We start from the raw sequence: 25,604 nt of genomic DNA on the forward strand, positions 1-25,604 counted from the left end.
GGCCGTATCATCCTTCCCCTTTCTCGTTCCAGCCCATTGAAGATTCAAGGATCCAGCCTGATGTGGTTTCGCAACGCCCGTGTTTTCCGTTTCACCAAACCCTTTGACATCTCGGCCGAGGAGTTAGAGAACAAGCTTCAGGCCGACGCCTTTAAACCCTGTGGTCCTCAGGAAACCAGCCGCCAGGGCTGGGTACCGCCACTGGGCAAGAATGGCGAACAGCTGGTACACAGTGCCGGCGGTTATCACCTGATTGCCCTGCGCAAGGAAGAGAAAATCCTGCCGGGTCCGGTCGTCAAGGAAGCGGTTGAAGAACGGGCCGAAGCCATTGAACTGGAACAGAGCCGGAAAGTGCGTCGCAAGGAAAAGGACGAGATCAAGGAACAGGTCATGCTGGAAATGCTGCCTCAGGCTTTTTCCAGGAATCGCCGCTGTTATGCCTACCTGGCGCCGAAAGACGGCGTGCTCGTGGTTGATGCTGGCTCGGCAAAACAGGCGGAAGACCTGGCTTCCACGCTGCGCAAGAGCCTGGGTTCACTGCCTGTCCGTCCGCCGGCACTGGAGCAGGCGCCGGCCTTTACCTTTACCGGCTGGCTGAACGAAACCATCGACCTGCCTGCTGCCATTACCCTGGGTAGCGAGTGCGAACTCAAGGATCCGTCCGAAGACGGCGGCGTGGTGCGTTGCAAGGGCCTGGATCTGAAAGCCGACGAAATCCGTAACCACCTGGATGCCGGCATGCAGGTAACCCGTCTGGCTCTGACCTGGGATGAAAACGTGTCGTTCGTTCTGGACGAGGAGTTTGGCATTCGCCGTATCAAATTCGGTGAAACCATTCAGGACCAGCTGGACGATGTAGACGCCGACGATGCCGTCGCCAAGTTCGACGCTGCCTTCACGCTGATGACGCTGGAACTGGCCCGACTGATTCCGGGGCTGCTGGAAGCCATGGGCGGTGAGGACCGCTCTGCCATCATCGAAGAATAAAGCCCCCGGCAAGGGCGCCGTCAGTAGGTGTCCTTGCCCAGCCGCTCCCGCTGCCAGTCTTTTTCCGGTTCGTTCAGCACCAGCCGCAGGTCCATAACCTCTTCTTCGTGGTTGTATTTCACCTCAAATCCCAGATGCTCCGCCAGGCTCAGCATGGGCCGGTTGTCCGGTAGCACATTGCCCACCATTTCCACCGTTCCCCGCTCCCGGCAGTAATCGATCATTTTTTGCATCAGCGTGATACCAAGACCCTCGCCTTTCATCTTGTCGTGCACCATCACAGCAAACTCGCACCGCAGGTTATCGGCGTCGGTCCAGGTGCGTACCGTACCGAGGGTTTCCTCCCCTTCCCCATCCTCCCGGGGCGCGTTGGCGATGAACACCATTTCCCGGTCGTAATCGATCTGGACCATCTGGGCGACGTCCTCCCGGGAGAAATGCTTGCGGTACTGGAAAAACCGGTAGCGGATGGATTCCGGTGACTGGAGCTCATGGAACACCCGGTGCGCCGGCTCATCTTCCGCCAGTACAGGCCGGATAATGACCCGTCGGCCGGATTTGGGCAGCACAATCCACTCTTCCAGCTCCCTTGGGTAGGGCTGAATGATGGGTCTGCCCGCCTGATCGGACAGGTTAACCGCGGTGTTGACCGCGACCGCGCCCTGATGATTGAACAACAGGGGTGAAATCTCCAGCCCCTTGATCTCCGGGATATCAATCACGATCTGGGACAGGGTGACCAGTGTTTCCGTCACCGCCCGGATATCTTCCTCCGGCCTCAGGCTGTGCTCCTTGAGCAGTTTGTACATGTAGGTGCGGCGCAGCAGCTCCCGGGCCAGCACCATGTTGAGCGGCGGCAGGGCAATCTGCCGGTCGGTCTTCACATTAATCTGAGCACCGGCAGCGCCGCAAACCACCAGAGGTCCAAACACCGGATCCCGGGTGATCCCCACACTGAACTCGATGCCGCCCACGTGCTGGTAGGAATACTGAACCGCAAATCCGAGGAATCCACTGTCCGGGAAATGCAGCTGGTAATCTTCCATCAGGAAGCGACAGGCCTCGATAATGGCCTGCTCACTGTTCAGCTTCTGGATCGTACCCTTGTAGCGCCGCTGTGTCGGGCTGAGCTTGAGGAATGGATGACACACCTGCTCGTGGATAATGGAAACGTCGACGGGGCGTCGCTCTACTGCAAAAACGGCCAGCACTTCATCCACATCGTCACAGTAGATGGTATCGACGGTACTGATGCCATAGTCGCTGATCAGGTCCCGAGCTTCCCGGTTGGACAGGTGGTAACGACCGTCGTTCAGGGCTTTCCTGACCACCCGCCGGGTCACGCTGCGATCGATAAAATGGTCGGTAAAGGACTCCGGCGTCTCGGTTAGCAGGCGCTGCACCCGCTGATGCCGGATGTGCTGCATGAAGGCCGTCACGGCCTTTTCCGGACTGAAGAAGGACGGTATTCCGGCCCGGTAGAACTCTTCCCGGGAATCCATCACCGTACTTTGCCCCAGCCAGCAGGTAAACACATTAAGCCGGGTGCCCCTGGATGCATGAACCACCGCGTCGGCGATTTGCAGGTTATCTTCGGTCAGGCTCGGGGCGTACATCACCAGAACGTTGGCCACCTCCGGATCCTTGCCCAATATCTGGATGACTTTCGAATACAGCTCGGGCGAGGCATCGTAGTTCAGGTCGATCGGATTCCTTCTGGTCCAGTAGGGCGGCAGCAGTTCCGCCAGCGCATCCACTGATTTGTCCGATAACTGGGCCAGCTCTCCGTCCAGATGGTCCAACCGGTCCACTGCCAGCACTCCAGGCCCAACTCCATTGGCCATGATGACCAGCCCCTCCCGGCGCAGAGGACGCATCCGGGTCAGGGTTTCCAGGGCATCGAACATCTGCCCCAAGCCATCCACCCGCAGCACCCCGGCACGCTGCAGCATGGCGTCGTAGATCGGATCGCTTCGCGTCACGCCGGCGGGCAGGTCGTGGGGCACCCACTCGGATTCCGGCACCCGTCCGGATTTCACCGCAATCACTGGCTTGGTCCGGGAAGCCACCCGAACCGCAGACATAAACCGGCTGGGATTGGGTATATTCTCGATATGCAACAAAATCGCGCGGGTCTGGGAGTCCTGCGCGAGATAGTCGATCAGATCGTCGTGATCGATATCCATCCCGTCACCCAGGGTCAGGAAATAGGAAAAGCCGACGCCCCGGGCAAACGCCCAGTCAATGACCGAACTGGCAATGGTACCGGACTGACCAATGAAGGCGACCCGACCGGGAATAACGCCCATGTGGGCATAGGTGGCGTTGAGATTTCGCTTGGGCACCATGACACCAATGGTGTTCGGCCCCAGCACCCGCACCCCGGTTTCCCGAGCCGCTTCGCGCACGGCATACATCAGAGGCTGGCCGGTTTTGCTGTGGGTCCGGGACATACCACCGGTCATGACGATGGCAGTCCTGACGCCTGCCTCCCCCAATCGGCGAATCGTCTTGGCGACGGTCTCGGGCGGTGTGCAGATAATGGCCAGGTCCGGAGAAAAATCCATCCGGGATACATTCTTGACGCAGGGCACACCGTGAACGTTGTCGTAATCGTTCTGGTTAACCACCAGCAAACGCCCGGCGTATTCCCCACCCATCAGATTCCGCAACACCATACCACCGAGGCTGTCGGCCCGCTCCGAGGCGCCAATGACCGCTATCGAATCAGGATTGAACAGGCTTTCCAGGTAACGGGTGCTCAAGCTGGCAGTCTCCCTGCGACAAGAAATTTGGCAATAAATTCAAAGAAATACTAATACTTATGAGTTTAGCCCGTTCCAGGACCAGAAACATTAACGGGGCATGACCATCCGACTACAACCAAAGAACGGGGCAGCCCCTTGCCATCCCTGATACCATGATCGAAAACAATAGCAATTACAGAGTATTGATCAGGTATGACCACGGCATTTTTTTTCCACGACGATTGTTTGAAGCACAACATGGGGCCGGAACACCCGGAGTCCCCGGAACGCATCAAGGCTATTCTCAGTTTTCTGGCAGATACCAGGCTGCAACAGGAAATGGACTGGGTCCGGCCGGAAGAAATAACCCGTGACCAATTACTATTAGTGCATCCAGAGAAATATCTGCAACAACTGGAACTCATCGTCCCGACCCGCGGCCGGGTGTTTGTCGACCCGGACACCGCCATCATGGCAGAGTCCCTGATGGCCGCGCGCCTTGCTGCCGGCGCCAATATTCAGGCGGTGGATATGGTCATGAGTGGCCAGGCCACCAATGCGTTCGTCTGTGCCCGACCTCCGGGACACCATGCCGAGCGCAGCCGGGCCATGGGCTTTTGCTTTTACAACAACGTTGCACTGGCCGCCATGCGTGCGCTGACCTTTCATCAGCTGGAACGGGTCGCGATCATCGATTTTGACGTACACCAGGGCAACGGAACAGCGGACATTGTCGGCGGCGACGAGCGCGTGTTGATGTGCTCGAGCTTCCAGCATCCGCTCTACCCTAACTCCCACGTTTATCAACAACCGGACAATATCATTAATGTGCCGGTCGAAGCTGGCACCTCGGGTAAGGATTTCCGGAAGGTGGTTGAGGAGGGCTGGCTGAAAGCCCTTCAGGACTTCAGGCCACAGCTGGTCCTGATCTCTGCAGGATTCGATGCCCACCGGCTGGACCCGTTGGCGGAACTGAATCTGGAAACAGAGGATTACGGTTGGCTTACAGAATTGCTCACCAGTGTGGCCAGCGATCACGCCAATGACCGAATCGTGTCAACGCTGGAAGGTGGCTACAACCCTAAGGCCCTGGCCGAATGCGTCGCCCGCCACCTTGAGGTTCTGAGCTCAGTGCACTGAACGAGTTCAGCCCGCTGAGCCACCGCGATAGCCGGTGGCATGCCGGAACCCAGGACGCTCCCCTTCGCGCTGAAGCCGTATATTGGTGCGCCAGTTATCCGCAGGCCGGCACAACGCCCGGACCCCAGCCATGCCCCCAGAACAAGGTGACTGGAGCGGCAAAGCGACATGCGGATTAGAACACACTGAATGTCATAACGGTTACAGATTGCCTTGGGGAATTCCTCTGTTCACCGGTAACATCGGCTACTTCCCGGCGCCCTTTGGGCCAGGATACAAAAACAAACACAGCCCCCATCTGATATAATCCGCCAAATTTTCAGGGTATGTCCCTCCGAGATACTGGCGAACACTCTCATGACCAATCAGATTACCCTTACCCGCCCGGACGACTGGCATCTGCACGTTCGTGACGGCGACATCCTCAACGACGTTGTTCCGGCCACCGCTGCCTGTTTCGGGCGCGCAATCATCATGCCCAACCTGGTGCCGCCGGTCACAACCGCTCAGCAGGCCACCGCCTATCGCGAGCGCATCCTGGCCGCTGCCGGTGACTCGGCGTTCGAGCCACTGATGACCCTCTATCTGACCGAGAGCATGACGCCGGACACCATCCGCGAAGCAAAAGCCGCAGGCGTGATCGCAGCCAAGCTGTATCCGGCGGGCGCCACTACCAATTCCGATTCCGGCGTGAAGGATATCCGGAATATCTATCCGGTACTGGAGGCCATGGCCGAGTGCGGCATGCTGTTGCTGGTTCACGGTGAAGTCACCGATGCCGACATTGACATTTTCGACCGGGAGAAGATCTTCCTGGAGCGGGTTCTCGCCCCGACCCTGGAAGCCTTCCCGAACCTGAAAGTGGTGCTGGAACACATCACCACCGCCGATTCTGCCGCCTTCGTACAGCAATACAATGGTGATAACCTGGGTGCCACACTGACGCCCCAGCATCTGATGTACAACCGGAACCACATGCTGGTCGGTGGCATCCGGCCGCACCTGTACTGCCTGCCGATCCTCAAGCGCAATAAACATCAGCAGGCCCTGCGGGATGCGGTTGCCAGCGGCAACAAGCGTTTCTTCCTGGGTACCGACTCCGCGCCCCATGCCAGGGATCGCAAGGAAGCCGCCTGCGGCTGTGCCGGCTGCTACTCCGCCTTTGGCGCTATCGGCCTCTATGCCGAGATATTTGAGGAACTGGGCATCCTGGACAAGCTGGAGGCCTTTGCCAGCTTAAACGGTGCCGACTTCTACGGCCTGCCCAGAAACACCGACACCATTACCCTGGTGCGCGAACCCTGGACCATGCCCGACCAGCTTCCACTGGCCGGTGGCCACATCGTGCCACTGAAGGCCGGTGAAACCGTTAACTGGCGCCTGGCGTAAGCATCATAGATTCCAAACCCATTTTGAATCACACGGCTATGACCGGAGTTTGAGTGACTGACGAAAACCAAGAACCGCATCCCATGTCCCGCCGCTTTCGTGGCTTCCTGCCCGTCGTTGTTGATGTCGAGACAGCAGGATTCAACCCGGAACGGGACGCTCTGCTGGAGGTTGCCGCTGTTCTCCTGACCATGGACGAGGACGGCTACCTGCACCCCAGCGAAACCCACACTCACCATATCGACCCGTTTGAAGGCGCCAACCTCGAGCAGTCGGCACTGGATTTCACCGGCATCGATCCGTGGGACCCGGAGCGGGAAGCGGTGCCCGAGCGGGAAGGCCTGAGCGAAATCTTTCGTCCGATCCGCAAGGCAGTGAAGGAATTCGACTGTAAGCGTGCGGTACTCGTAGGCCACAACGCCACTTTCGACCACAATTTCCTGTTTGCGGCAGCCATGCGAGCGGATATCAAGCGCAACCCGTTCCACCCGTTCTCCACGTTCGATACAGCTACCCTCGCGGGTCTGGCCTATGGGCATACGGTGCTGGCACAGGCGTGCAAGCTGGCCGGTATCCCGTTCAGCAATCGGGAAGCTCATTCGGCTGCCTATGACGCAGAGAGAACGGCAGAGCTGTTCTGCGGTATCGTCAATCGCTGGAAAGACCTCGGCGGCTTTCCACCTGCCCCGGTGAATCTGGAAGAGTAAGCACCTTTTCCTGGCCAATAAAAAAACCCCGCCGAAGCGGGGTTTTTTCGGTCTCAGGCGACCGGGATTACCAGTAGATGCCTCGCATGATCGCCGCAAAGGCAACCTGCTCGGTGGATACCTTCGGCTTCTCGGCAGACTTGCTGCCGGCTGCCGCCGCCGAATCCGGGAACATCCGGTAACCGGTGTTCATCACGATCTCGCCCATCTTCGGCGCCAGTGCGTGCAGCACCTGAGCGAAGATACCCAGACGCGTTGCGATACGCTTCGGACGGTAAATGATGGCCTCCGCCACCATGTCGGCCGCTTCGTCCGGCGTCAGGGTGGGAACAGAATCGTAGATCTTGGTCGGCGCAATCATCGGCGTCTTCACCAGCGGCATGTTGATGGTGGTGAAGGTGACGTTGCGATCCGACCACTCAGCAGCAGCACAGCGGCTGAACGCGTCCAGCGCTGACTTGGACGCCACGTACGAGGAGAAGCGCGGCGCGTTGGTCAGTACACCGATGGAGGAGATGTTCACGATGTGACCGCGACGCTGCTCCAGCATTTTCGGCGCGAAGCCCATGATCAGGCGAACGGAACCGAAGTAGTTCAACTGCATGGTACGTTCGAAGTCGTGGAAACGATCGAACGACAGATCCAGGGAACGACGGATGGAGCGGCCGGCGTTGTTCACCAGCACATCCACCTGGCCGTGGTTGTCCAGAACCGTCTTCACGAAGCGATCGCAGTCCTCCATGTCGGCGAAATCACACTGGTAAGCGTGAACATTGCCGCCCTTCTCTTCGAGGTGAGCCGTCACTTCGTCGAGCTTTTCCTTGGTCCGCGCGCCAATAACCAGAATCGCACCCGCTTCAGCCAGCTTTTCGGCCGTCGCCAGTCCGATACCGGAGGTGGCACCGGTCACCACGCACACCCGGCCTTCCACGGTTCCGCGCAGGGTACGGTCCTTGAACAGGTCCGGATCCAGGTTGCGTTCCCAGTAATCCCAGATGACAGCGGCGTACTCCGGCAGGCGCGGCACTTCAATGCCTGTGCCCTTCAGGACGCGCTCGGTTTCACGGGCATCGAAACGGGTCGGGTAGTTGATGAAGGACATCACCGAAGGCGGGATGCCCATGTCGTCCAGAAGCGCTCCGGTCAGACGCTTGACCGGCGGCAGATTCTTCAGGCTCTGGCGAATGAACGGCGGAACGAAGCCGAACATGCGGGAGTCGATGCGCATGGCCATCTTCGGCGCGTGACCAGCGTCGGAAAAGATGTTGAGGATCTCGCCCACTTTGTACGGGTCCGAATCCACCAGATGGAAGCAGTTGCCATCTTCACCATCCAGGTGCGCAATGTGATCCATGGCGTTGACCACGAAATCCACCGGCACGATGTTCAGGCGGCCGCCTTCGATACCCACGGTGGGAACCCACTGGGGCAGCGCGCGACGAATCTTCTGAATCATCTTGAAGAAGTAGTAAGGGCCGTCAACCTTGTCCATCTCACCGGTCTTGGAGTGACCGATGACCATACCCGGACGGTAAATGCGGAACGGAACCTTGCACTCCTGACGAACCACTTTCTCGGATTCGTGCTTGGTCAGCAGGTACGGATGGTTCAGCTTCTCGGCTTCTTCGAACATGTCCTCGCGGAAGGTGCCTTTGAACAGGCCCGCCGCCGCAATTGAGGAAACATGATGGAAGCACTTGGCGCCCATGGATTCAGCGGCTTCAACCGCAGCACGGGTGCCTTCAATGTTGGCTGCCTGTTGGGACGCTTCATCAGCCCCCATGTCGTAAACAGCAGCAAGGTGGAAGAAATGATCAATGTTGCCCTTGAGGGACTTCATGGTGGCGGCGTCGATGCCGAGATTCTTGCTGGTCAGATCACCAATGACCGCTTTGACCTGCGATTCATCCGCCCCCCAGCGTTCGCGAAGCTGGTCCAGTTTTTCCTGGGACTGCTCGCGTACCAGTACGTGAACCGTACCACCGCGTGCCAGGAGTTTTTCGACGAGGAATCGGCCGATGAATCCGGTGCCACCCGTTAAGAAGTAGTTCATTGATTAGTCACCCTGCTTGTTACTCTGTTTTTTTCTATCCGTGTTTTGGCTCACCAGAAGCCCGCGGACTTATGATGTTTTTCGAAACGTTAGCATTGTACGTAATTGCGACCCTGATGTATCGAACTTTTTTAGAGCTTTTGCTCTGTAACCCCTTGTTTTTAATTGAGCTTTTACTCTAATTCGACACATCACCCCAGGGTCAGGACCTGTTCAGAATGCCTACAGAATCCAAGGCTGACAAGGCAAATTTCATTACTCAGGAGCCGCCCACAGCGCGCTGGAACAAACCCATGAAACAAGACTGCAGCAATGACATAATCAGGAACTAATTGCCGTCAGCGGCGTCTCCATTCCTCATTCAATGACCGTCCTTAAACGGAAACCAACTCATGAATAAAGATAACCCAAATACTGAACGCTACATCGCTATTGCCCGGGCCTGCCTGAAGGCCATTAACGACACGGCAGAAAATGCCGGCAATCGCGAGCAAAAAATCCAGGCCGTTTACGAAGCCATCGATTCAGCGTTTCAGGCGGAATTCGCAGAGTACCGTCAGTCCGTGGCTATCATGGGCACGGTACTGGAGCGCATTGCATCCGGGGAACTCAGTCAGGACAAAGCAATAGACCTGGCTCGCAAAACCCTGGATCAGCAACCGGACAGCACCCGTAACGCCCTGATGCACTGACCTGGAACCCAGGACCATCGTATAAAAAGAGGCTCTATGAGTACCGGCACCCGGCGAGAGGTATCCATGCACAGAACCCTTATCCAGACCCTTACCCTGCTCACGCTGCTGATTGTCAGCAGCCTGGCCATCGCCACCGAGCAGCTGAAGAAAAGCCCGAACGACAACAATCAGTACCGGCTGCTGGAGCTGGACAACGGGCTCCGGGCCATTCTGGTGTCGGACCCGGATGCCGACAAAGCCGCGGCATCCATGAACGTCGCCGTGGGCAGCGGCAATGACCCGAGCGGCCGCGAAGGCATGGCTCATTTCCTCGAGCACATGCTGTTCCTGGGAACGGAAAAATACCCGGAAGCCGGTGAGTACCAGCAATTCATCAAGAGCCACGGCGGCAGCCACAATGCCTTCACCGCGTTTCAGGACACCAACTACTTCTTCGACGTGGAAGCCAGGTTCCTGGAACCGGCGCTGGACCGGTTCGCCCAGCAGTTTTCCGCGCCCCTGTTCACGGCGGACCTGGTGGACCGGGAACGTAACGCCGTGCATTCGGAGTACACCTCCAAGTTAAAGGAGGACGGCCGGCGTTTTTACTCGGTCAAGAAAGCGACCAGCAATCCCGAGCACGCCTTCAGCCAGTTTGCCGTGGGCAACCTGAGCACACTCGAAAACACGGAAGAGAACCCGCTCCGGCCCGATCTCATTCAGTTCTGGAAAGACCACTACTCAGCCAATGTGATGACCCTGGCGGTATACGGCCCCCAGTCTCTGGACGACCTGGAACGGATGGTTCACCCCCGGTTCTCCGCCATTGAAAACCGCCAGTTGACGGTCATGGAACATCCGGCGCCTCTCTACCCGGAAAGCCAGTTGCCGGCCAAGGTGACCGCTGATGCCATAAAGGATGTACGCACGCTGAACCTGTCCTTTCCCATTCCGTCGCAAGACGACAATTACCGCACCAAGCCCGCCAGCTACGTGGCCAACCTGCTCGGGCACGAGGGCCCGGGCAGCCTGTTTGACGTGCTCAAACGCGCGGGTCTGGTGGAAAGCCTGTCAGCGGGCCTCGGCATGGACACCGGCAGCAACGCCACGCTCGAGATCAACATGGCGCTCACGCCAAAGGGGCTGAAGTACCACGAGGACATTCTGCCGCTGGTGTTTGATTACATCGACGCAATTCGCGAAGCGGGCATCACCGAGCAGTATTTCCAGGAAATGCAGCAGGTTGCGCGCATGGATTTCCGTTTCCGCGAGCAGCGAGACCCCGTGCAGGAAGCCATGTCCCTGGCCAGTCAGCTTCGCCATTATCCCTATGAGGATGTACTGAGCGCCCCATGGCTCATAGAGCGTTATGCACCTGAACAGTACAAGGCCATTCTGGATGAACTCACCCCTGACAACGTCATGGTGTTTGTGCTCGCTCCGGACCCGGAACTGGCAGCACCCCGCGAGACCCGGTGGTATAACACCCCGTGGCAGCTGACCGAACTGAGCACTGAGGAACTGACGGCGGATGCGCCGGAAGTGCTGGCGTCACAACTGCGGATGCCAGCCGCCAATCCGTTCATCGCTGAAAACCTCGACATGATCACCGGCGACACCATGCCGGAGCCCGTTCTTCTGGGCAGCCAGGACGGCCTCGACATCTGGTACGCCCGGGACACTCGTTTCGGAACGCCCAAGGCCAATGTTTACCTCAGTCTCCGCACTCCGGCGGCCAGAGCTTCTGCCCGCAGCAGTGTCCTGACCACGTTGCTGGTGGACGCCGTAAACACCAACCTGAATGCCTGGGCCTATTCGGCACGCCTGGCCGGACTGGACTACAGCGTTTATCCGCACCTTCGAGGCGTGACCGTGCGCGTAGGCGGGTACAGCGACAAACTGCATTCACTGTTGTTCCGGATACTGACCCAGCTCTCTGATCCAACACTCACCGAGCAGCGGTTCGAGATCGCCCGTCAAAACCTGGTGGACAGCCTGGAAAACAAGGCCAAAAATCGCCCGGTGGAACAAACTTCAGAGTTTATCCAGACCGCTTTGCTTGAAGGCGTGTGGAGTACCGAGGACAAACTGATCGCTGCGCAGCAGGTGTCTCTCGATGAGCTGAACTCCTTCTCTCAGGCCCTGTTCTCCCAGGTGGATCCGGTCATGCTGACCCACGGCAACCTGACCCGGTCCTCGGCCCTGAACCTGGCGGCGCAAGTCCGGGCTTTGATTCTCGACGACAACGCCATTACCGAGGTTGAACGCAGCCGGGTTCGACAACTCCCTGCCAACGAAACCGAAGTGTCCATTTCAGTGAACCATCCGGATACCGGCTATACCCTGTACATGCAGGGTTCGGACACCAGTTATGAGGAGCGGGCCCGGTTCCGGCTGCTGGCCCAAATTATCAGCAGCCCATTCTACGAGACGATCCGTACCCAGCAGCAGCTTGGCTACATCGTCTACGCCACACCGTTTGAAATGCTGGAAACGCCGGCCCTGGGATTTGTGGTTCAGTCGCCCACAGCCAGCAATCAGCAAATCGACGAGGCGGTTCGGGAGTTCTCGGCGGCATTCGAAGACCGGCTGAACAGCCTGGACGACGCCAGTCTCACTCGAGAGAAACAGGCGGTGATCAGCAAACTCCTGGAGCGGGACCGGCAGCTGGGAGATATCTCCAGCCGTTACTGGCAGGAAATTGATCGAAGTAACGACCAGTTCGATTCAAGGGAACAACTCGCCGATGCCGTGCGGAAGGTGAGCAGAGAGGAGCTCCTTGAGACTTACCGACACGCCGTTCTGGAGCGCGACCACAGCCTTCGTGTCGTGACGGGGAAAGAGCAGACAAATGCCGACAGCGAACTGGTTCGACTGATGAGCCTGCCTCCGGTTACAGCTCAATCGGGGGCAGGCGCGTAAAGCGTTCCCAGTCCTCCGGTTCGTCCACATCCCAACGGGGCTCCAGCAACTGCACGCGGAGCCCCAGTTTTTTCAAACGGGAACAGGTTTGCTCCAGCACGCTCTCCGTGCCCCACTCCACACCCTCCAGCATACCCGGCACCACTCGACTCGCACCGATCAGCACATAGCCACCGTCTTCGGAAGGTCCGAGCACCACATCGGCCTCTGAAAGATGCTGAACGGCTTCACGGATGTACTGGGGGTCAACCGACGGACAATCGCTGCCTACGATGAGCGCACGGCCGTGCTCTTCCAGAGAGGATGCAAGTGCATTCAGCATCCGGTCGCCCAGATTCGCGCCCTGCTGGGTTTTCTGCGCCAGATTGGTCGCTTCAAGGTTACGCAGGATGATGTCAGCCTCTTCACTGGCCTCATCGGGTTCCCTATCCCACCAGAACTGCACCGGGTAGCCGGTGGTGTAGAGGTTATCCAGCACCGCCAGTGTCAGACGGATATGGGCATCCAGCGCTCCTGCCGCTCCCAGGGCCGGCATCAGCCGGGTTTTAACCCGTCCCTGCTTGGGCCACTTTGCGAATTGCATCAGGACGGTGGAATGACGATCAACCAGTACGGACATCGGAAAGATACTCTCTGGCCAGGGATTCCGGCGACTCACCACGCCAATAGCGCCAGCGCAACCGCCACATCAGAAAAATAGTACGCCAGGGGCCGTGCTTCTCCCAGCGCCGGCTGTCAGTCACCACAGAGGACTCAACACAAAACGGGCGCGACACCAGGCACAGGCGCCTGGCCAGTTCGATGTCTTCCATCAAGGGCTGTTCACGGAACCCGTACAGTGCCTTGAACACATCCCGGCGAACAAACATCGCCTGATCGCCAGTGCAAATACCGGTAAGTCGGGACCGCTGGTTCATAAACCAGGCAATTATCCGAAACAAAGGTCTCTGGCCGCTCAAGCGCACATCGAATCGACCCCAGGCATTGCCAGTCTCAGCAAAGGCCTCCAGCCGGGTCATGGCATCGTCCGGCAAACGGGTATCGGCGTGCAGAAACAACAGAACGTTGCCACGGGCCGCGTCTGCGCCCGCATTCATCTGTACCGCCCGTCCCTTGCCTGACTGCACAACCCGATCGCAAAGAGGCCGCGCCAGTGAGGCCGTGCCGTCGTCGCTACCGGCATCAACCACGATCACTTCGTGGCCGGCACGGCGAACAGAACCAAGAGCGGTTAGCGTTTCAGTGATCGCGGCGGCTTCCCGCCAGACGGGGATAATAACGCTGAGAGATAGAGGATCGGACAAAACTCACTCCGCAAATCCATGGGACGGGGTAACACCTTGAGCCATCAGTCTCAGACCGCTATCATACCGCCGTTCCTCGCAATATGCCCCCGTAGCTCATCTGGATAGAGCGTCCCCCTCCTAAGGGGAAGGTAACAGGTTCGAGTCCTGTCGGGGGTACCACCCCTCCTTAAATTACCCAAATCGTTGCGGGCGGAATGCCTCCAGGGGCAAGGCAGTCTTTTCTCCATTAATCAACTGTGCAGTGAGCTGCGCTGATGCAGCAGAGAGCGTCCAGCCAAACGTACCGTGTCCCGTATTGATAAAAAGATTCGGCTCACCGCCAACACCGATGATCGGAGGGCCATCGGGGGTCATTGGGCGAAAACCTGTCCAGGGCTCGGCGGCTTTCAGGTCGGCAGCGCCGGGGAAGCGCAAATGAATAGATTTACGAAGGGTCTCCAGCCGACGCTCGGGAATCTGTCGATTGTAGCCTGCCAGTTCAACAAAACCGGTTACTCTCATGCGGTTGCCCAAACGGGTAGCAACAACCTTGTACTGGTCATCGATAACCGTCGAGCGCGGGGCCCGTTCGGGGTCGGTCAATGGTGCGGTGAGCGAGTAGCCTTTGACCGGATAACTGGGTACGCGTATGCCAAAATGCCCGGCCAGTTCATTGGAAGCGGTCCCCGCACAGAGGACAAAAGCGTCCGCAGCCAGAGGCTCTGGGGTCGCACCGGCTTTGTCGTTCAGGTTCAGCGCGCACAGCCGGCCCCGCTCTCGAACAACGCCGGTCACTTCGGTTCCGTAAAGAAAGCGAACCCCCTCGGCCTCGCAAACTTTCGCGATGCTCTGGGTGAATCGATGGCAATCGCCGGTACCGTCCTCGGTCAGACGCAGAGCACCTTTCAGCGCCCCACTCCGAGCCATTCCGGGCTCTAATGCATAGGTTTGTTCTGCATCAAGCAGTTGGTAGCCTATGCCCATCTCATCCAGCAAAGCGGCCTTGGCCTGCAAGTCTGTCAGGCTATCCTCATTGCTCGCCAGTTCGATCAGGCCCGCGCGGTTCCCATCGAACTCGAGTTCGAAAGTATCCTCCAGGGCCTCAAAACACTCACGACTGTACACCCCAAGCCTGAGCATCGCCTTTTTATTCTCATCGAACAGGCCGGGGGTCGTGGCGTAACGCCAGGTCGCAAACAGAAACCGCAGTGTTGTCAGAGATGGCGGTTGGCGCATTTTCAGCGGGCCATCCCGCTGCATCAGCCAGGGCAGCGCCTTCTGCATCATGGCCGGTGAAGCCCAGGGATACACCGCACCATAGCTGCGCTGTCCGGCGTTCGCCCGGCTGGTTTCCAATCCCGCCTGGCCCAGGCGCTCAATGACAGTGACTGTGTGACCACGCTGGCTCAGAGCCTGGGCCGTCGTGGTCCCCACAACGCCCGCGCCAATGACCGCTATGTGCATCGCATTTACTCCCACACTGGTGAATTGGCTGTCGCTCCGATTCCCGGAATCGAAACCTTAGATCCGATGAAGCACGCCTTCAGAACCTCGAAGCATCGTCATCAAGAGTCACCACCCACGCTCTGCCATACCTGGATAGCGGCGGCGAGATCTTCCAGTGAAGCGCCGACGGATTTGAACACAGTGATCGCCTCGTCACTACTGCGCCCCGGGTGCTCACCACGCAGAAGTTGGGTCAGGTCGGACCGAATATCGGAAAAATCAAAGACGCCTTCGTCTGCAGCCTGGAGAAGATCCCCTGCCTCACCTTTGGCGCCTGCGTACGTATCGACAAAGACTTCGCTCTGGCGAAAACAGGCCGCGTCCGTTTCTCGCATCGTCGGTTTGAACGCTCCAACCAGGTCAAGGTGGCTGCCAGCCTTAAGCCAGGAACCCTTGATCAGCGGTGCCGTTGAGAGTGTGGCGCAACTGATGATGTCCGCCGTGGAGGCAGCGGTTTGAAGATCGGTCACAATCTCGGTGTCGTACTGGTCTGCGTACTCTTCTGCCAGGGCTTTCGCTTTATCAGGATTACGCCCCCATATACGAACCTGGGTGATCGGCCGAACCGCAGCGTGTGCTTCAATCAGCATGGGCGCAAGCTTTCCCGTCCCGACCATCAGCAAGCTGGAGGCATCTTTCCGGGCCAGTTCCCGACTGGCCAGTGCCGAGGCCGCCGCAGTGCGGCGCCGGGTCAGTTCGCTGCCATCCATACACGCCAACGGTCGGCCATGCTTACCTTCACTCAGGAAATAGACGCCCGAAATAGCAGGCAAGCCATGGGCAGAATTCTGCGGGAACACATTCACCATCTTCATGCCGATGTAGCCTCGCTCTTGCCAGGCTGGCATCAATAACATGGTGGCCTCTCCGTCCTCCCGACGCATGCTGTGATGATGGCGCGGGGGAGCTTCCACTCCCTCTCGAAAGGCTTGCCCGATGCCATCAATCAGTTCGCGCCAAGATAGCGCTTCGGCAATCTGTTCGGCGTTAATAAAGCGCATGTTACGCCCCCGGCAATGCGGCAATTACCATGATCTCAACTTTCCATTCGGGCTTGGCCAGTTTGGATTCCACACAGGCGCGTACGGGCGGACGACAATCTGCGACCCAGGCATCCCAGGCAAGGTTCATCTCAGCAAACTCGGCCATGTCAGTAACCCAGATAGTGGCCGACAAAAGGTGCTGCTTATCCGTACCAGCCTTGGCCAGCAACTGTTCAATGCCCTGCAAGATTTGTTCAGTTTGGCCACGCATATCGGCGCTGGCATCCGAAGCGACCTGGCCAGCCAGGTAAACGGTATTGCCATGAACAATGGCCTGGCTCATACGATGGCTGCTGTCGATGTAACGATCGGTCATAAAATACTCTCTGTTGCCTGATAAATAAGAAGGTAAGGGCTATCGATCTAGCCCCATCGGAAGCCCTGCAAGAAGGCGGCTAAATTGTCACTGAGGCTGTCGGTCGGGTATCCACCTTCCTGAACGATCACCTTCGGACCTTTCACCTGCGCCAGACGCTGCCCAATGCGGAAAAAGTCTTCGGTTTCCAGGGCCATCCCAGCCAGCGGATCGTCCTTGTGCGCATCGAGCCCGAGCGCGATGACAGTGGCCTGGGGTTTGAATACGGCATGAGCAGACAGCAGTCGTGACAGTGCCTGCAGGAACCCAATGCCATCGGCACCCAGCGGCAGCGGCACATTGCAGTTGTAGCCTTTGCCGTCACCAGCCCCGACCTCTTCCGCTGCTCCCCAGTAAAACGGGTAAAAATCGGCAGGATCGACATGCACAGAACCGGTCCACACGTCAGCTCTTTCCCAGAAGATATCCTGAGTCCCATTGCCATGGTGCAGGTCGACATCGACGATGGCGACGCGTTCGTAGCCTTCCCGCAAGACGGTTGCAGCCAGCGCTGAATTATTCAGAAAACAGAACCCCCCACCCCGCTCTGGCCCGGCATGGTGGCCCGGCGGGCGACACAGGGCGTAACTGACCGGTTCGCCGTCAAGCACAGCCTGCGCGGCTGCCTGTGCCGTCGTGGCACTGGCGAGAATGCCTGTGTGGCTGCCTTCGTCCATCGGACAGGCCATGTCGTGCATGTGCCAGCCGGTCTGGCCAATGATATGCCGAGGATAGAAGGTCGCGTGGCCACAGGGATGCACGTTGGGGGCAACGACCTCGGCGGCGGCTGGCAAAGCCCGCCAGCGCTCAACAACTCTCTCCAGAAAGTCGAGATAGCGGGCGGTGTGTATGCGCTTGAGTCTGTCCATCAACCGGGGGTCACTGGTCAGCGGTGGTAACAGGTTCAGACTGGCACCCGAAGCTTCAACGGCTTTCTTCAGAAGATCGGCGCGCAACGGCTGTTCGGGTGAAGGCGCCGGTTGCCCGCGCAGAAAAAAATGTTTGGGCGCGTGCAGGCCCTGCGCTTCATGATAAAAACATTTCAAAACTCACCGCCTATTTGCTGTTCTCAAGATGTTTTTGCAGGAAGTTTCGCGTTCGTTCCTGATCCGGGTTACTGAACAGTTTGTCCGGTGCGCTCTCTTCAACCACGACACCGCCATCCATGAACAGGGCCCAGTCCGAAACATCCCGCGCGAAACTCATCTCATGAGTAACGATCAGCATGGTCATATGCTCATCAGCGAGGCTGCGCATGACCTGGTTTACTTCTTCGACGAGCTCGGGGTCGAGCGCTGAGGTGGCTTCGTCAAACAGCATTACCTTGGGTTTCATCGCCAGCGCCCGCGCGATGGCAACACGCTGTTTCTGGCCACCCGACAACCAGTTCGGAAACACATCGGCTTTCTCGGCAAGGCCCACCCGTTCCAGCTGTTCCATGCCCAGTTCCCGGGCCGCTTTCTTATCCATGCCCTTGAGCTTGCGGGGGGCCAGGGTGACGTTATCGATGGTCGACATGTGTGGGAACAGGTTGAAATGCTGAAACACCATGCCCATGTTCTGGCGGATGTGGTTGATGTGCCGCTCAAACGCCATGCCTTTCATGTCAGGGCGGTTAACCTGCACCCCATCGAGCAGGATAACCCCGTCGTCGATCACCTCCAGATTGTTGACCGAGCGCAACAGGGTACTTTTGCCTGAGCCCGAGGGGCCAATGATGGAAATAATCTTGCCCCGGTCTACCGTCAGGTTGATGCCTTTTAACACCTCAAGGTTTCCGAAGCGTTTATGGACATTACGCACCTCAACCATGGGCGTAGCGGTCTGTTGTTCTGTGCTCATTTACAGCTCCAGCTTTATTGGCTTCTTGTTAAGTCAACTCAGTGGCGATACGAGGTTTGTCGTTCCAGCCATGCCTGCCCCAGTTCCATCACGATATTGATCACGTAATACATGGCAGCGATCACAATAAAAAATTCGAAGGGCCTGAACGACACACTGATGGCGTATTGCGATGCGTACACCAGTTCGGCCACACCGATCGCTGACAGCACAGAGGTATCTTTGACCATCAGAATCATGTTGTTACCCAATTGCGGAATCGAACGGATAAACGCCTGTGGAACGATGATGTAAAGGATGGTTCGCCAGTGCCCGAAGCCCAGGGATCGTGAAGCTTCATACTGACCGCCCGATACGGACTTGATGGTCGTAATGAAAATATCGGCGTTGTACGCCATGTAGTGAAAGCCCAGCCCCAGGATACCCACCACGACAGCCGGTATCAGAATCCACTCGCCTAAACCGAAGTAAAGGAAGTAGAGCTGCAGCAACAGGGGGGTGGTCATGAACAGCCAGATGAAAAAGCGCAACGGCGCGCTCACAACCTTGTTGGTATAAATGGATATAACAGCGACCACCAGTCCGCCCAGAACGGACATCAGTGCCACGGCAAGGGCCACCAGCGCGGCAACCCCAACACCCTTGAGGAGCGTGGGGAAGTACGTAATAACTGCCGAAAAATCGAACTCCATCGCTATGCCTCCTACTGGGTGGTGTACCGGGTGGCCCGGCGGTAGGCCAACTCGATGATGCCCATCACCGCGTAGATGATGACGATGTACATAAGGGCACTGAGGGTGAAGATTTCCAGCGGCTTGTAAGTGGAGCCGATCAGACGCTGGGCCTGATAGGTCAGTTCGACCACTGAGATAATGGAAACCAGAGAGGAGTTCTTGATCAGAACGATGGCCAGGACCCCGACGGAACGGATCATCAGGCTGGCGGCCTGCGGCAGGACGATGTAGAACATGGTTTGCGCACGGCCAAATCCCAGGGATCGGGCTGCTTCGGTTTGTCCGTTGTCGACGGACTCAATGGATCCCCGAATCGCTTCACTCATGTAGGCGCCAATATTGAACGCGCCAACAACGACGCCACAGGTGACGGGGTCCAACCGCAAGCCAATACTCGGACCGCCGTAAAACACCAGGAGCAACTGCACAAAATACGGTGTCCCCCGTACGATGCTTACGTATCCACGGGCAAACCAGCGAATGGGCGCAAACCGCAAGGTCTGTAAAAACACCAGCCCGCAGGCAACAAAGAACCCGAAGAAAATCGCGCGGGAAGAAATATCAATCGTAACCCAGGCCGCCCTGATCAACAGGGGGGTAACCTCGACCATTAAATCAAAGTCCATGGTCATCCCTTGTTCTGTTGTTATTCAAATCTTTTATCTGAAGGCAACCCGGCCAGGAAAGGGCCGGGTTGTGACTCACGGTCCAGTCCTTACTGGATGTTGGCACCTTCGCCGATCCACTTATCGACAATCGCCTGATAAGTGCCATCCGCCTTGATTTCTGCCAAAGCCTTATTCAAGGCTTCCATCAGTTCTGGCTTGTTCTTCTGAATGGAAATGGCTGCAGGCCAGCGTGGCAGGTCACCCACGTCGACCATCTTGATCGCTGGTGCATTTTTCTGCATTGCCACCAGCACCGGAACGTCGTCCGCAATCATTACATCAATGCGGCCCGTGGTAAGGGCATTCATCATATCCGGCAGGCCCTGGAAGGTCTGGTTCGTCCATTCGCCTTCACCATTTTCAACGGCCCACTGATTACCGGTTTCCCCGAGCGTGGAGCCAACGCGCTTGCCAGAAAAGTCGTCGATGCTGCTGATGTCGTCGGTGCCCTCCTGCACCCAAACCGAAAGGCCTGAGCTGTAGTAGGAATCCGTGAAGGCCACCGCCTTCTTCCGTTCCTCTGTCACGCTCATGCTGCAGATACAGGCATCAAACCTTCCACCCGCAAGAGCCGCGATAATTCCATTCCACGGAGAGGATTGTACGTTGACTTCCACGCCCATTTTCTCGGCCAGGGCTTCGGCAATATCAACGTCGAAACCGACCAGTTCACCCTGGGTGTTCACGAAGCTGAACGGAGGATAGGCGCCAGAGTTGGCCACCTGAAATACGCTTTCCCGAATCTCAGGCAGGTCACGCGCCTGAGTGGGCATGGCCACCATCAGGGTTGCGCCGATGGCTACGGCTGCGGTCGCCATAGTTTTGGAGAACTTTTTGATGTGTAACTTCATATCCCTATTCCTTATTAGACGTTTATCAAAACATGCATAGTTCCATGCACTTAACTACTTCACACTGCTTAATGACCATTTCTGTTGGGCCCGAATCGATCGCAGTTATCCATCCGGATTCGTTATTGTTATTTGTGATGGTTTGTAACTTGATCACCTCCCGCCAATCATTCCCCGTATTGTTCCTCACCACTTTCAATTGCAAAGATCAGTGCTGCTTCAGTCTGCGCCTGCAAGTCTGCATCGCTGATGTCTGCCAGCTTTTCCCGCACAACCAGACCCCGGCTGGTAACGTCGATGACAGCCAACTCTGAAATAATTCGGCTGACACAGGCTTTGGCTGTGAGGGGCAAACGGCAGGTTTCCAGTATTTTCGGGCGACCGTGTTTGTCGGTATGGGTGGTGAGCACGACGATGCGCTTTGTTTTTTGTGCCAGTTCCATGGCTCCACCGATACCCGGAGAGAACCTGCCCGGAATTTTCCAGTTGGCGAGATTGCCGTGTGCATCGACTTCAAAGGCACCAATCATCGTCAGGTCCACCCGAGCCCGACGAATCATCGCGAAGGACACGGCACTGTCGAACAAACTCGCGCCCTCGCGTAACGAGACGTAGGCGCCAGACGCGTCAATAAGGAAAGGGTCCATCGACTCCGGTTCGGCCTGCTTCCAGGCACCGAGAATGCCGTTCTCCGAATGGATCTGGACATCAAAGTCATCCGGCAGGTAATGCATGACTTTGGTCGGCAACCCTATGCCCAGATTCACAATGCTGCCGGGGGTGATCTCGAGCACCGCCCTGCGCAAAATGCGCTCAACGTCGGACATGATGCTCCAGAATTCCGTAGTCTGAGGCGAGTGATTCCAGTTGCACGACACTGTCGACAAAGGCTCCCGGTGTGTGAACCTGCTCCGGGCTGAACCGCCCGGGAGCCCCCAGATCCGGTGTTTCAACAATCACGTGGTCCGCCGCCATAGCCATGAGCGGACTGAAGTTAATGGCAGAGCCCTGATAAACCAGGTTGCCCAGCCAGTCGGCCTGAGCCGCATGAATAAGTGCAAAATCGGCTCGAAGCGCCATCTCAACTTTGTAGGTTTTGCCCTGCCAATCGAGCAGATCGTCAGGGCGGGTGATCTCGGAGTGGATACCAATATCGGTCAGAAAACCAAAGCTGCCCGCCCCGGCGGTGCGGATCTTTTCCGCGAGAATACCCTGGGGGTGAAACGCCACCTCTATCTCACCCTGGTTGAACCGATCGATCACGTTTTTATTCAGGCCAATGTGCGTGGTGATCAGCTTTCGAACCTGGCCATTCTCGATCAGTCGGCTCACGCCATGACTGGCCTCGTTGGCATCGTTCTTGATGAGCGTCAGGTTGGTTTGCCCCTGGCGCAGTAATTCATTGATCAGGCTGAATGGTGTGCCCGGATTGCCGAAACCACCCACCATGATGACCGCACCCGAGGGGATCGAAGCGATGGCGCTTTCGAGGGTGCGGTTCTTCTTCATGACCAGGCCACCTGCTCTTTTGCGATCTGTTCGAAGTCCGCCAGGCTGAGGTCGAACAGAGCAATAATGGCGTCGATATCGTCGGTGGTAACCGTCAACGGCGGTGTGATCAGAACATGATCCCCCGCCAGGCCGTCCAGGCAACGTCGCGGGTAGATCAGCAAGCCCCGCTCCTTTGCTAATACTGTGATCCGTTCGAAGGCGTTGAATTCGGATGGAAAACTTTGCCTGGTCAGCTTGTTTTGCACCAGCTCCACACCCTGTAACAGGCCAATACCCCGCACATTGCCTACGCAGCTGTATTTCTCGGCCAGCTGCTCGAGTCGCTGGCGTAAATAGAAGCCTTGTTCAGCGGCGTTGCTGACCAGATTCTCCGAGTCCATCACCTCAATCACCGCAAGGCCGGTGGCGCAGGCAAGCGGGTTTCCGGCATAGGTATGGCCATGCATAAAGCCGCCGCCGCGGCCCACGGCATCCACCAGTTCCTGACGCGCCATCATGGCAGCAATGGGGTAATAGCCGGAGCCAAGCCCCTTTGCCAGTGCAAGAATGTCCGGTGCTACGCCATAGTGTTGGTAAGCAAACCAGGCACCGGTACGCCCCATACCGCTGAGCACTTCATCCATGATCAGCAGGCAACCATACCGGTCACACAGGGCGCGCAACCCTTCCATGTAACTTCGGGTGAACATACGGCCACCGGTGCTGGCACCGCCGACAGGCTCAACAACAATAGCGGCGACAGTTTCCGGGCCAGCGGCCTCAATGGCACGCTCAGTCTGTTCGAGCACCACGGCAATATGCTCTTCAACGTTGGCCTCACGAAAACGATACAAGTCTGGCGAGGGCACCTTGACTGAGCCTATGGTGGCCGAACGGTAGGGTGCTTCCAGCGGTTCATACCCGGTCAGCCCCAGTGCGCCCAGCGTGCTGCCGTGATACGACGGGCGCAACGACACGAACTTGCTACGCTCAGGCTGACCTTCAACAAGGAAATACTGGACCGCCAGTTTGATGGCGCTCTCGACAGCTTCCGAACCACTGCCCACAAAAAACACTTTCTGAAGATCAGCGTCCGTCCTTTCAACCAGCTTATTCGCCAGATCCAGCGCAACCTGGCTTTCAAACTGGGTTCGGTAGGTGAACGCAACCTTGTCGAGTTGCTCGACCATGGCGCGTTTTACGGTGGGATGATTGTGGCCAATATTGCAGGTGATGGCTCCGGAGCAGCCATCAATATAACGACGTCCGTCAGTATCCCAGAGGTAGATACCGTCGGCGTGGCTGACCAGGGGCATGTCTTTAGTGGTCAGGTAGAACAACGCATTGCTGCTGGGCATCGAATCGCCGATCCTTCTGCAAAAAACGATGTTTTTTTGTTCAAATCCAAAGCCATAGGATCAGTTCTATAAACTAATTGCAATGCATGATATTTTTACATTACTTGATGATTTCTACTCATATATTAACTAAAACAAGACGCCCGCAAGGCTTGCCATCATGAGCGACATCAACCTGACCTCCCTGAAATCGTTACTGATTTTCAAAAGGCTGTACGAAACGGGCAACGCGACACAAACAGCAAAAGATCTGGGGATCACCCAGTCCGGTGTCAGCCGATCACTCGCCCAGCTAGAAGAAAACATTGGCTTTGCGCTGTTCATGCGGCATAAGAAACGGTTGATTGTTCTGCCCGAGGCCGATGAGCTTTATGGGGAAATCCTGGGGCTGGTGAGCAATCTCGAAAACATGAATCACAGCATCGTGGCGTTGAGGGAATTCGGTGCCTCGCGCATACGTATCGCCTGTGCCCCCAGCCTCGGTTTTGACTACGTTCCCAAAACCATTGCACGCATTCTGAGCGATAATCCGAAGTACAGTGTGTACCTGGACATCATGCCCAGCCCGGAAATTGTGCGCGCCGTTGAAGCCGGCAACTTTGACGTCGGATTCGTCACTCTGCCAGTGACCACCGAAGCGTTGGTCGTCGATGAATTCATCTCAACCGAAGCGGTTTGTCTGATACCCAGAAACCACAGCCTGGCCAGGGCCAGTGTGGTGACCACCGACGATCTCAAAGGCCAGCATCTGGTTATCCCGAACCAGCCCAACCTGGCTGCCGACCAGCTACTGGTGCACCTGTCAGAAAGAAACATACATATTGCCGGCAAGACCGAGGCCAACATCTCGGCCATATGCTCACTGGTTGCCAACGGTGTCGGTATCACGCTGATCAATCCCATCACCGCCTACGATCATCAGGCCATGCATGCCGGGCTCCTGATGAAACCATTCAAGCCAGCCATCCATTTCCGCTTCGCTCTGGTGTACAAACAGAAGTGGGCGAACAACCGGTTAATCAGCCTGCTCAAGGAAATGCTGCCGGATTTGCCGGATCACCGTGTGGCCGAAAGACATAACCGAGGCTGCGACATAACCTGAATTATTTAGGCAACTTTACTTTTCTGGCAAATCCAAGCCCAGCTGAGCCAAGCCCTAAAATTGTTAAATAGCCAGGCTCAGGGACTGCAACGAAATCAGCTTTATAATCCTTGCCTATCGCTAATAAATGAGCCCGGAAGCTGTTAATATCCAAGTGTGTACTACCGCCGCCCCAGCGCTGAACTTCCGTCAAGTTGACCGAGGCTAGCCAGCTAGTAACAAAATCTCTTCCTGCGAGTATTTTCGTTCCTCGCGTAACCATCCAATGATCGAAACCACCCCCCAGTCCATCGCCAGTATCGATAAATATAAAATCTGAATGTTTGTCAAATAATCTGGGATTGGCAAGTGTCACAGGATCCCAATTACCTGTGCTAAAAACCGCATGCATATTGGTATTGTTTGAATTACCAATCCACGGCTCACCTGCTTCAGTTAAATACACCGGGCTTCCAACGGCTGACCCCGCGAAGAAAAACAATAAACAGGGTATCTTTTTCATAATCAATATCTCTGTAGCATGGTATTAATAGACCCAACCAATAGATTTGGCGTCCAAATCCTGCCCGTAATGTTGATTGGCCAGCGGATGAGAAATGTCATTGGGCGCAGCCGTCACTGGCACACGTAAGGCCGACAAAGCCAAGACAAAGCCGGCCCGGAACGGTCCTGTTATGCCCATACCTTGCCCCTGGTCAGTTACCCATGCGGTCAGCAAAGTGCTGTCCGCGCCTATTACGAACATTCGC

General features: G+C 57.0%; 24 protein-coding genes and 1 tRNA gene. 8 read left to right on the forward strand and 17 right to left on the reverse strand.

Going from position 1 to position 25,604, the window contains the following annotated elements; translation table 11 throughout:
* The first annotated feature begins 60 nt into the window (after nt 1-60).
* Nucleotides 61-987 (forward strand): recombination-associated protein RdgC, encoded by a 927-nt coding sequence (gene rdgC, locus QVZ43_RS00120; protein ID WP_302908383.1) that lies wholly within the window; start codon nt 61-63, stop codon nt 985-987.
* Nucleotides 988-1,007: 20 nt separating this feature from the next.
* Here the strand turns inward: rdgC and QVZ43_RS00125 are convergent, their stop codons facing one another.
* Nucleotides 1,008-3,752, reverse strand: a complete 2,745-nt coding sequence (locus tag QVZ43_RS00125) for a bifunctional acetate--CoA ligase family protein/GNAT family N-acetyltransferase (RefSeq protein ID WP_302908384.1) — start codon at nt 3,750-3,752, stop codon at nt 1,008-1,010.
* Nucleotides 3,753-3,947: 195 nt separating this feature from the next.
* On the opposite strand from QVZ43_RS00125, the gene QVZ43_RS00130 reads away from it, so the two are divergent.
* The 3 genes from QVZ43_RS00130 to rnt all read left to right on the forward strand — a co-directional run bounded on the left by QVZ43_RS00130 (nt 3,948) and on the right by rnt (nt 6,970).
* Nucleotides 3,948-4,874: a histone deacetylase family protein gene (locus QVZ43_RS00130; RefSeq protein ID WP_302908385.1), complete on the forward strand. Its 927-nt coding sequence runs from the start codon at nt 3,948-3,950 to the stop codon at nt 4,872-4,874.
* A gap of 357 nt (nt 4,875-5,231) precedes the next feature.
* Nucleotides 5,232-6,263, forward strand: coding sequence for a dihydroorotase (gene pyrC / locus QVZ43_RS00135; RefSeq protein WP_302908386.1), 1,032 nt, complete (start codon nt 5,232-5,234; stop codon nt 6,261-6,263).
* A gap of 53 nt (nt 6,264-6,316) precedes the next feature.
* Entirely contained in the window at nt 6,317-6,970 is a 654-nt protein-coding gene (rnt, locus tag QVZ43_RS00140) for a ribonuclease T (protein ID WP_302908387.1), read from the forward strand.
* Between the two features lie 67 nt (nt 6,971-7,037).
* Here the strand turns inward: rnt and QVZ43_RS00145 are convergent, their stop codons facing one another.
* Nucleotides 7,038-9,023 (reverse strand): SDR family oxidoreductase, encoded by a 1,986-nt coding sequence (locus tag QVZ43_RS00145; protein WP_302908388.1) that lies wholly within the window; start codon nt 9,021-9,023, stop codon nt 7,038-7,040.
* Nucleotides 9,024-9,415: 392 nt separating this feature from the next.
* Between QVZ43_RS00145 and QVZ43_RS00150 the strand changes: the two genes are divergently transcribed.
* Together QVZ43_RS00150 and QVZ43_RS00155 are read left to right on the forward strand one after the other, a co-directional pair.
* On the forward strand, nt 9,416-9,715 hold the full coding sequence (locus QVZ43_RS00150; RefSeq protein WP_302908389.1) for a hypothetical protein: 300 nt from the start codon (nt 9,416-9,418) through the stop codon (nt 9,713-9,715).
* Between the two features lie 36 nt (nt 9,716-9,751).
* The gene (locus QVZ43_RS00155) at nt 9,752-12,619 is read left to right on the forward strand and encodes an insulinase family protein (RefSeq protein WP_302908390.1); all 2,868 of its coding nucleotides are present in this window, start codon (nt 9,752-9,754) and stop codon (nt 12,617-12,619) included.
* Here QVZ43_RS00155 and QVZ43_RS00160 read toward each other — a convergent pair.
* Nucleotides 12,591-13,238 carry a TIGR04282 family arsenosugar biosynthesis glycosyltransferase gene (locus QVZ43_RS00160; protein ID WP_302908391.1) on the reverse strand — a complete coding sequence of 216 codons (648 nt, stop codon included), beginning with the start codon at nt 13,236-13,238 and terminating at the stop codon, nt 12,591-12,593. The two genes, QVZ43_RS00155 and QVZ43_RS00160, sit on opposite strands and share 29 nt — an antisense overlap.
* Nucleotides 13,222-13,923, reverse strand: coding sequence for a TIGR04283 family arsenosugar biosynthesis glycosyltransferase (locus QVZ43_RS00165; protein ID WP_302908392.1), 702 nt, complete (start codon nt 13,921-13,923; stop codon nt 13,222-13,224). Before QVZ43_RS00165 ends, QVZ43_RS00160 begins: the two co-directional genes overlap by 17 nt.
* Nucleotides 13,924-14,008: 85 nt before the next feature.
* Here QVZ43_RS00165 and QVZ43_RS00170 point away from each other — a divergent pair.
* Nucleotides 14,009-14,085, forward strand: a tRNA-Arg gene (locus tag QVZ43_RS00170).
* Between the two features lie 12 nt (nt 14,086-14,097).
* Here QVZ43_RS00170 and QVZ43_RS00175 read toward each other — a convergent pair.
* The 11 genes from QVZ43_RS00175 to QVZ43_RS00225 all read right to left on the reverse strand — a co-directional run bounded on the left by QVZ43_RS00175 (nt 14,098) and on the right by QVZ43_RS00225 (nt 23,753).
* Nucleotides 14,098-15,369, reverse strand: coding sequence for a D-amino acid dehydrogenase (locus QVZ43_RS00175; RefSeq protein ID WP_302908393.1), 1,272 nt, complete (start codon nt 15,367-15,369; stop codon nt 14,098-14,100).
* Nucleotides 15,370-15,470: 101 nt separating this feature from the next.
* Complete coding sequence (lhpI, locus tag QVZ43_RS00180; protein ID WP_302908394.1) at nt 15,471-16,412, reverse strand: bifunctional Delta(1)-pyrroline-2-carboxylate/Delta(1)-piperideine-2-carboxylate reductase; 942 nt, start codon at nt 16,410-16,412, stop codon at nt 15,471-15,473.
* A 1-nt stretch (nt 16,413) separates the two neighbouring features.
* Nucleotides 16,414-16,770, reverse strand: a complete 357-nt coding sequence (locus tag QVZ43_RS00185) for a RidA family protein (RefSeq protein ID WP_302908395.1) — start codon at nt 16,768-16,770, stop codon at nt 16,414-16,416.
* 47 nt (nt 16,771-16,817) lie between these two features.
* Nucleotides 16,818-17,855: a histone deacetylase family protein gene (locus tag QVZ43_RS00190; protein ID WP_302908396.1), complete on the reverse strand. Its 1,038-nt coding sequence runs from the start codon at nt 17,853-17,855 to the stop codon at nt 16,818-16,820.
* A 10-nt stretch (nt 17,856-17,865) separates the two neighbouring features.
* Nucleotides 17,866-18,651 carry an amino acid ABC transporter ATP-binding protein gene (locus tag QVZ43_RS00195; protein ID WP_302908397.1) on the reverse strand — a complete coding sequence of 262 codons (786 nt, stop codon included), beginning with the start codon at nt 18,649-18,651 and terminating at the stop codon, nt 17,866-17,868.
* 38 nt (nt 18,652-18,689) lie between these two features.
* Nucleotides 18,690-19,343: an amino acid ABC transporter permease gene (locus QVZ43_RS00200; RefSeq protein ID WP_223793774.1), complete on the reverse strand. Its 654-nt coding sequence runs from the start codon at nt 19,341-19,343 to the stop codon at nt 18,690-18,692.
* 11 nt (nt 19,344-19,354) lie between these two features.
* Nucleotides 19,355-20,011, reverse strand: coding sequence for an amino acid ABC transporter permease (locus tag QVZ43_RS00205; RefSeq protein ID WP_223793775.1), 657 nt, complete (start codon nt 20,009-20,011; stop codon nt 19,355-19,357).
* Between the two features lie 89 nt (nt 20,012-20,100).
* Nucleotides 20,101-20,904 carry a transporter substrate-binding domain-containing protein gene (locus QVZ43_RS00210; RefSeq protein WP_302908398.1) on the reverse strand — a complete coding sequence of 268 codons (804 nt, stop codon included), beginning with the start codon at nt 20,902-20,904 and terminating at the stop codon, nt 20,101-20,103.
* A 167-nt stretch (nt 20,905-21,071) separates the two neighbouring features.
* Nucleotides 21,072-21,731: a 3-oxoacid CoA-transferase subunit B gene (locus tag QVZ43_RS00215; protein WP_302908399.1), complete on the reverse strand. Its 660-nt coding sequence runs from the start codon at nt 21,729-21,731 to the stop codon at nt 21,072-21,074.
* Nucleotides 21,718-22,413, reverse strand: a complete 696-nt coding sequence (locus QVZ43_RS00220) for a CoA transferase subunit A (protein WP_302908400.1) — start codon at nt 22,411-22,413, stop codon at nt 21,718-21,720. Before QVZ43_RS00220 ends, QVZ43_RS00215 begins: the two co-directional genes overlap by 14 nt.
* Nucleotides 22,410-23,753 carry an aminotransferase family protein gene (locus QVZ43_RS00225; RefSeq protein WP_302908401.1) on the reverse strand — a complete coding sequence of 448 codons (1,344 nt, stop codon included), beginning with the start codon at nt 23,751-23,753 and terminating at the stop codon, nt 22,410-22,412. Before QVZ43_RS00225 ends, QVZ43_RS00220 begins: the two co-directional genes overlap by 4 nt.
* Before the next feature lie 160 nt (nt 23,754-23,913).
* On the opposite strand from QVZ43_RS00225, the gene QVZ43_RS00230 reads away from it, so the two are divergent.
* On the forward strand, nt 23,914-24,855 hold the full coding sequence (locus QVZ43_RS00230) for a LysR family transcriptional regulator (protein ID WP_223793780.1): 942 nt from the start codon (nt 23,914-23,916) through the stop codon (nt 24,853-24,855).
* A 1-nt stretch (nt 24,856) separates the two neighbouring features.
* On the opposite strand, the gene QVZ43_RS00235 is transcribed toward QVZ43_RS00230, so the two are convergent.
* Nucleotides 24,857-25,357 carry a PEP-CTERM sorting domain-containing protein gene (locus tag QVZ43_RS00235; RefSeq protein WP_302908402.1) on the reverse strand — a complete coding sequence of 167 codons (501 nt, stop codon included), beginning with the start codon at nt 25,355-25,357 and terminating at the stop codon, nt 24,857-24,859.
* Nucleotides 25,358-25,381: 24 nt separating this feature from the next.
* Nucleotides 25,382-25,573 (reverse strand): hypothetical protein, encoded by a 192-nt coding sequence (locus QVZ43_RS00240; RefSeq protein WP_302908403.1) that lies wholly within the window; start codon nt 25,571-25,573, stop codon nt 25,382-25,384.
* Between the last annotated feature and the right edge of the window lie 31 nt (nt 25,574-25,604).

It is taken from the genome of Marinobacter suaedae (assembly GCF_030519635.1).
Classification (GTDB): Bacteria; Pseudomonadota; Gammaproteobacteria; order Pseudomonadales; family Oleiphilaceae; genus Marinobacter; species Marinobacter suaedae.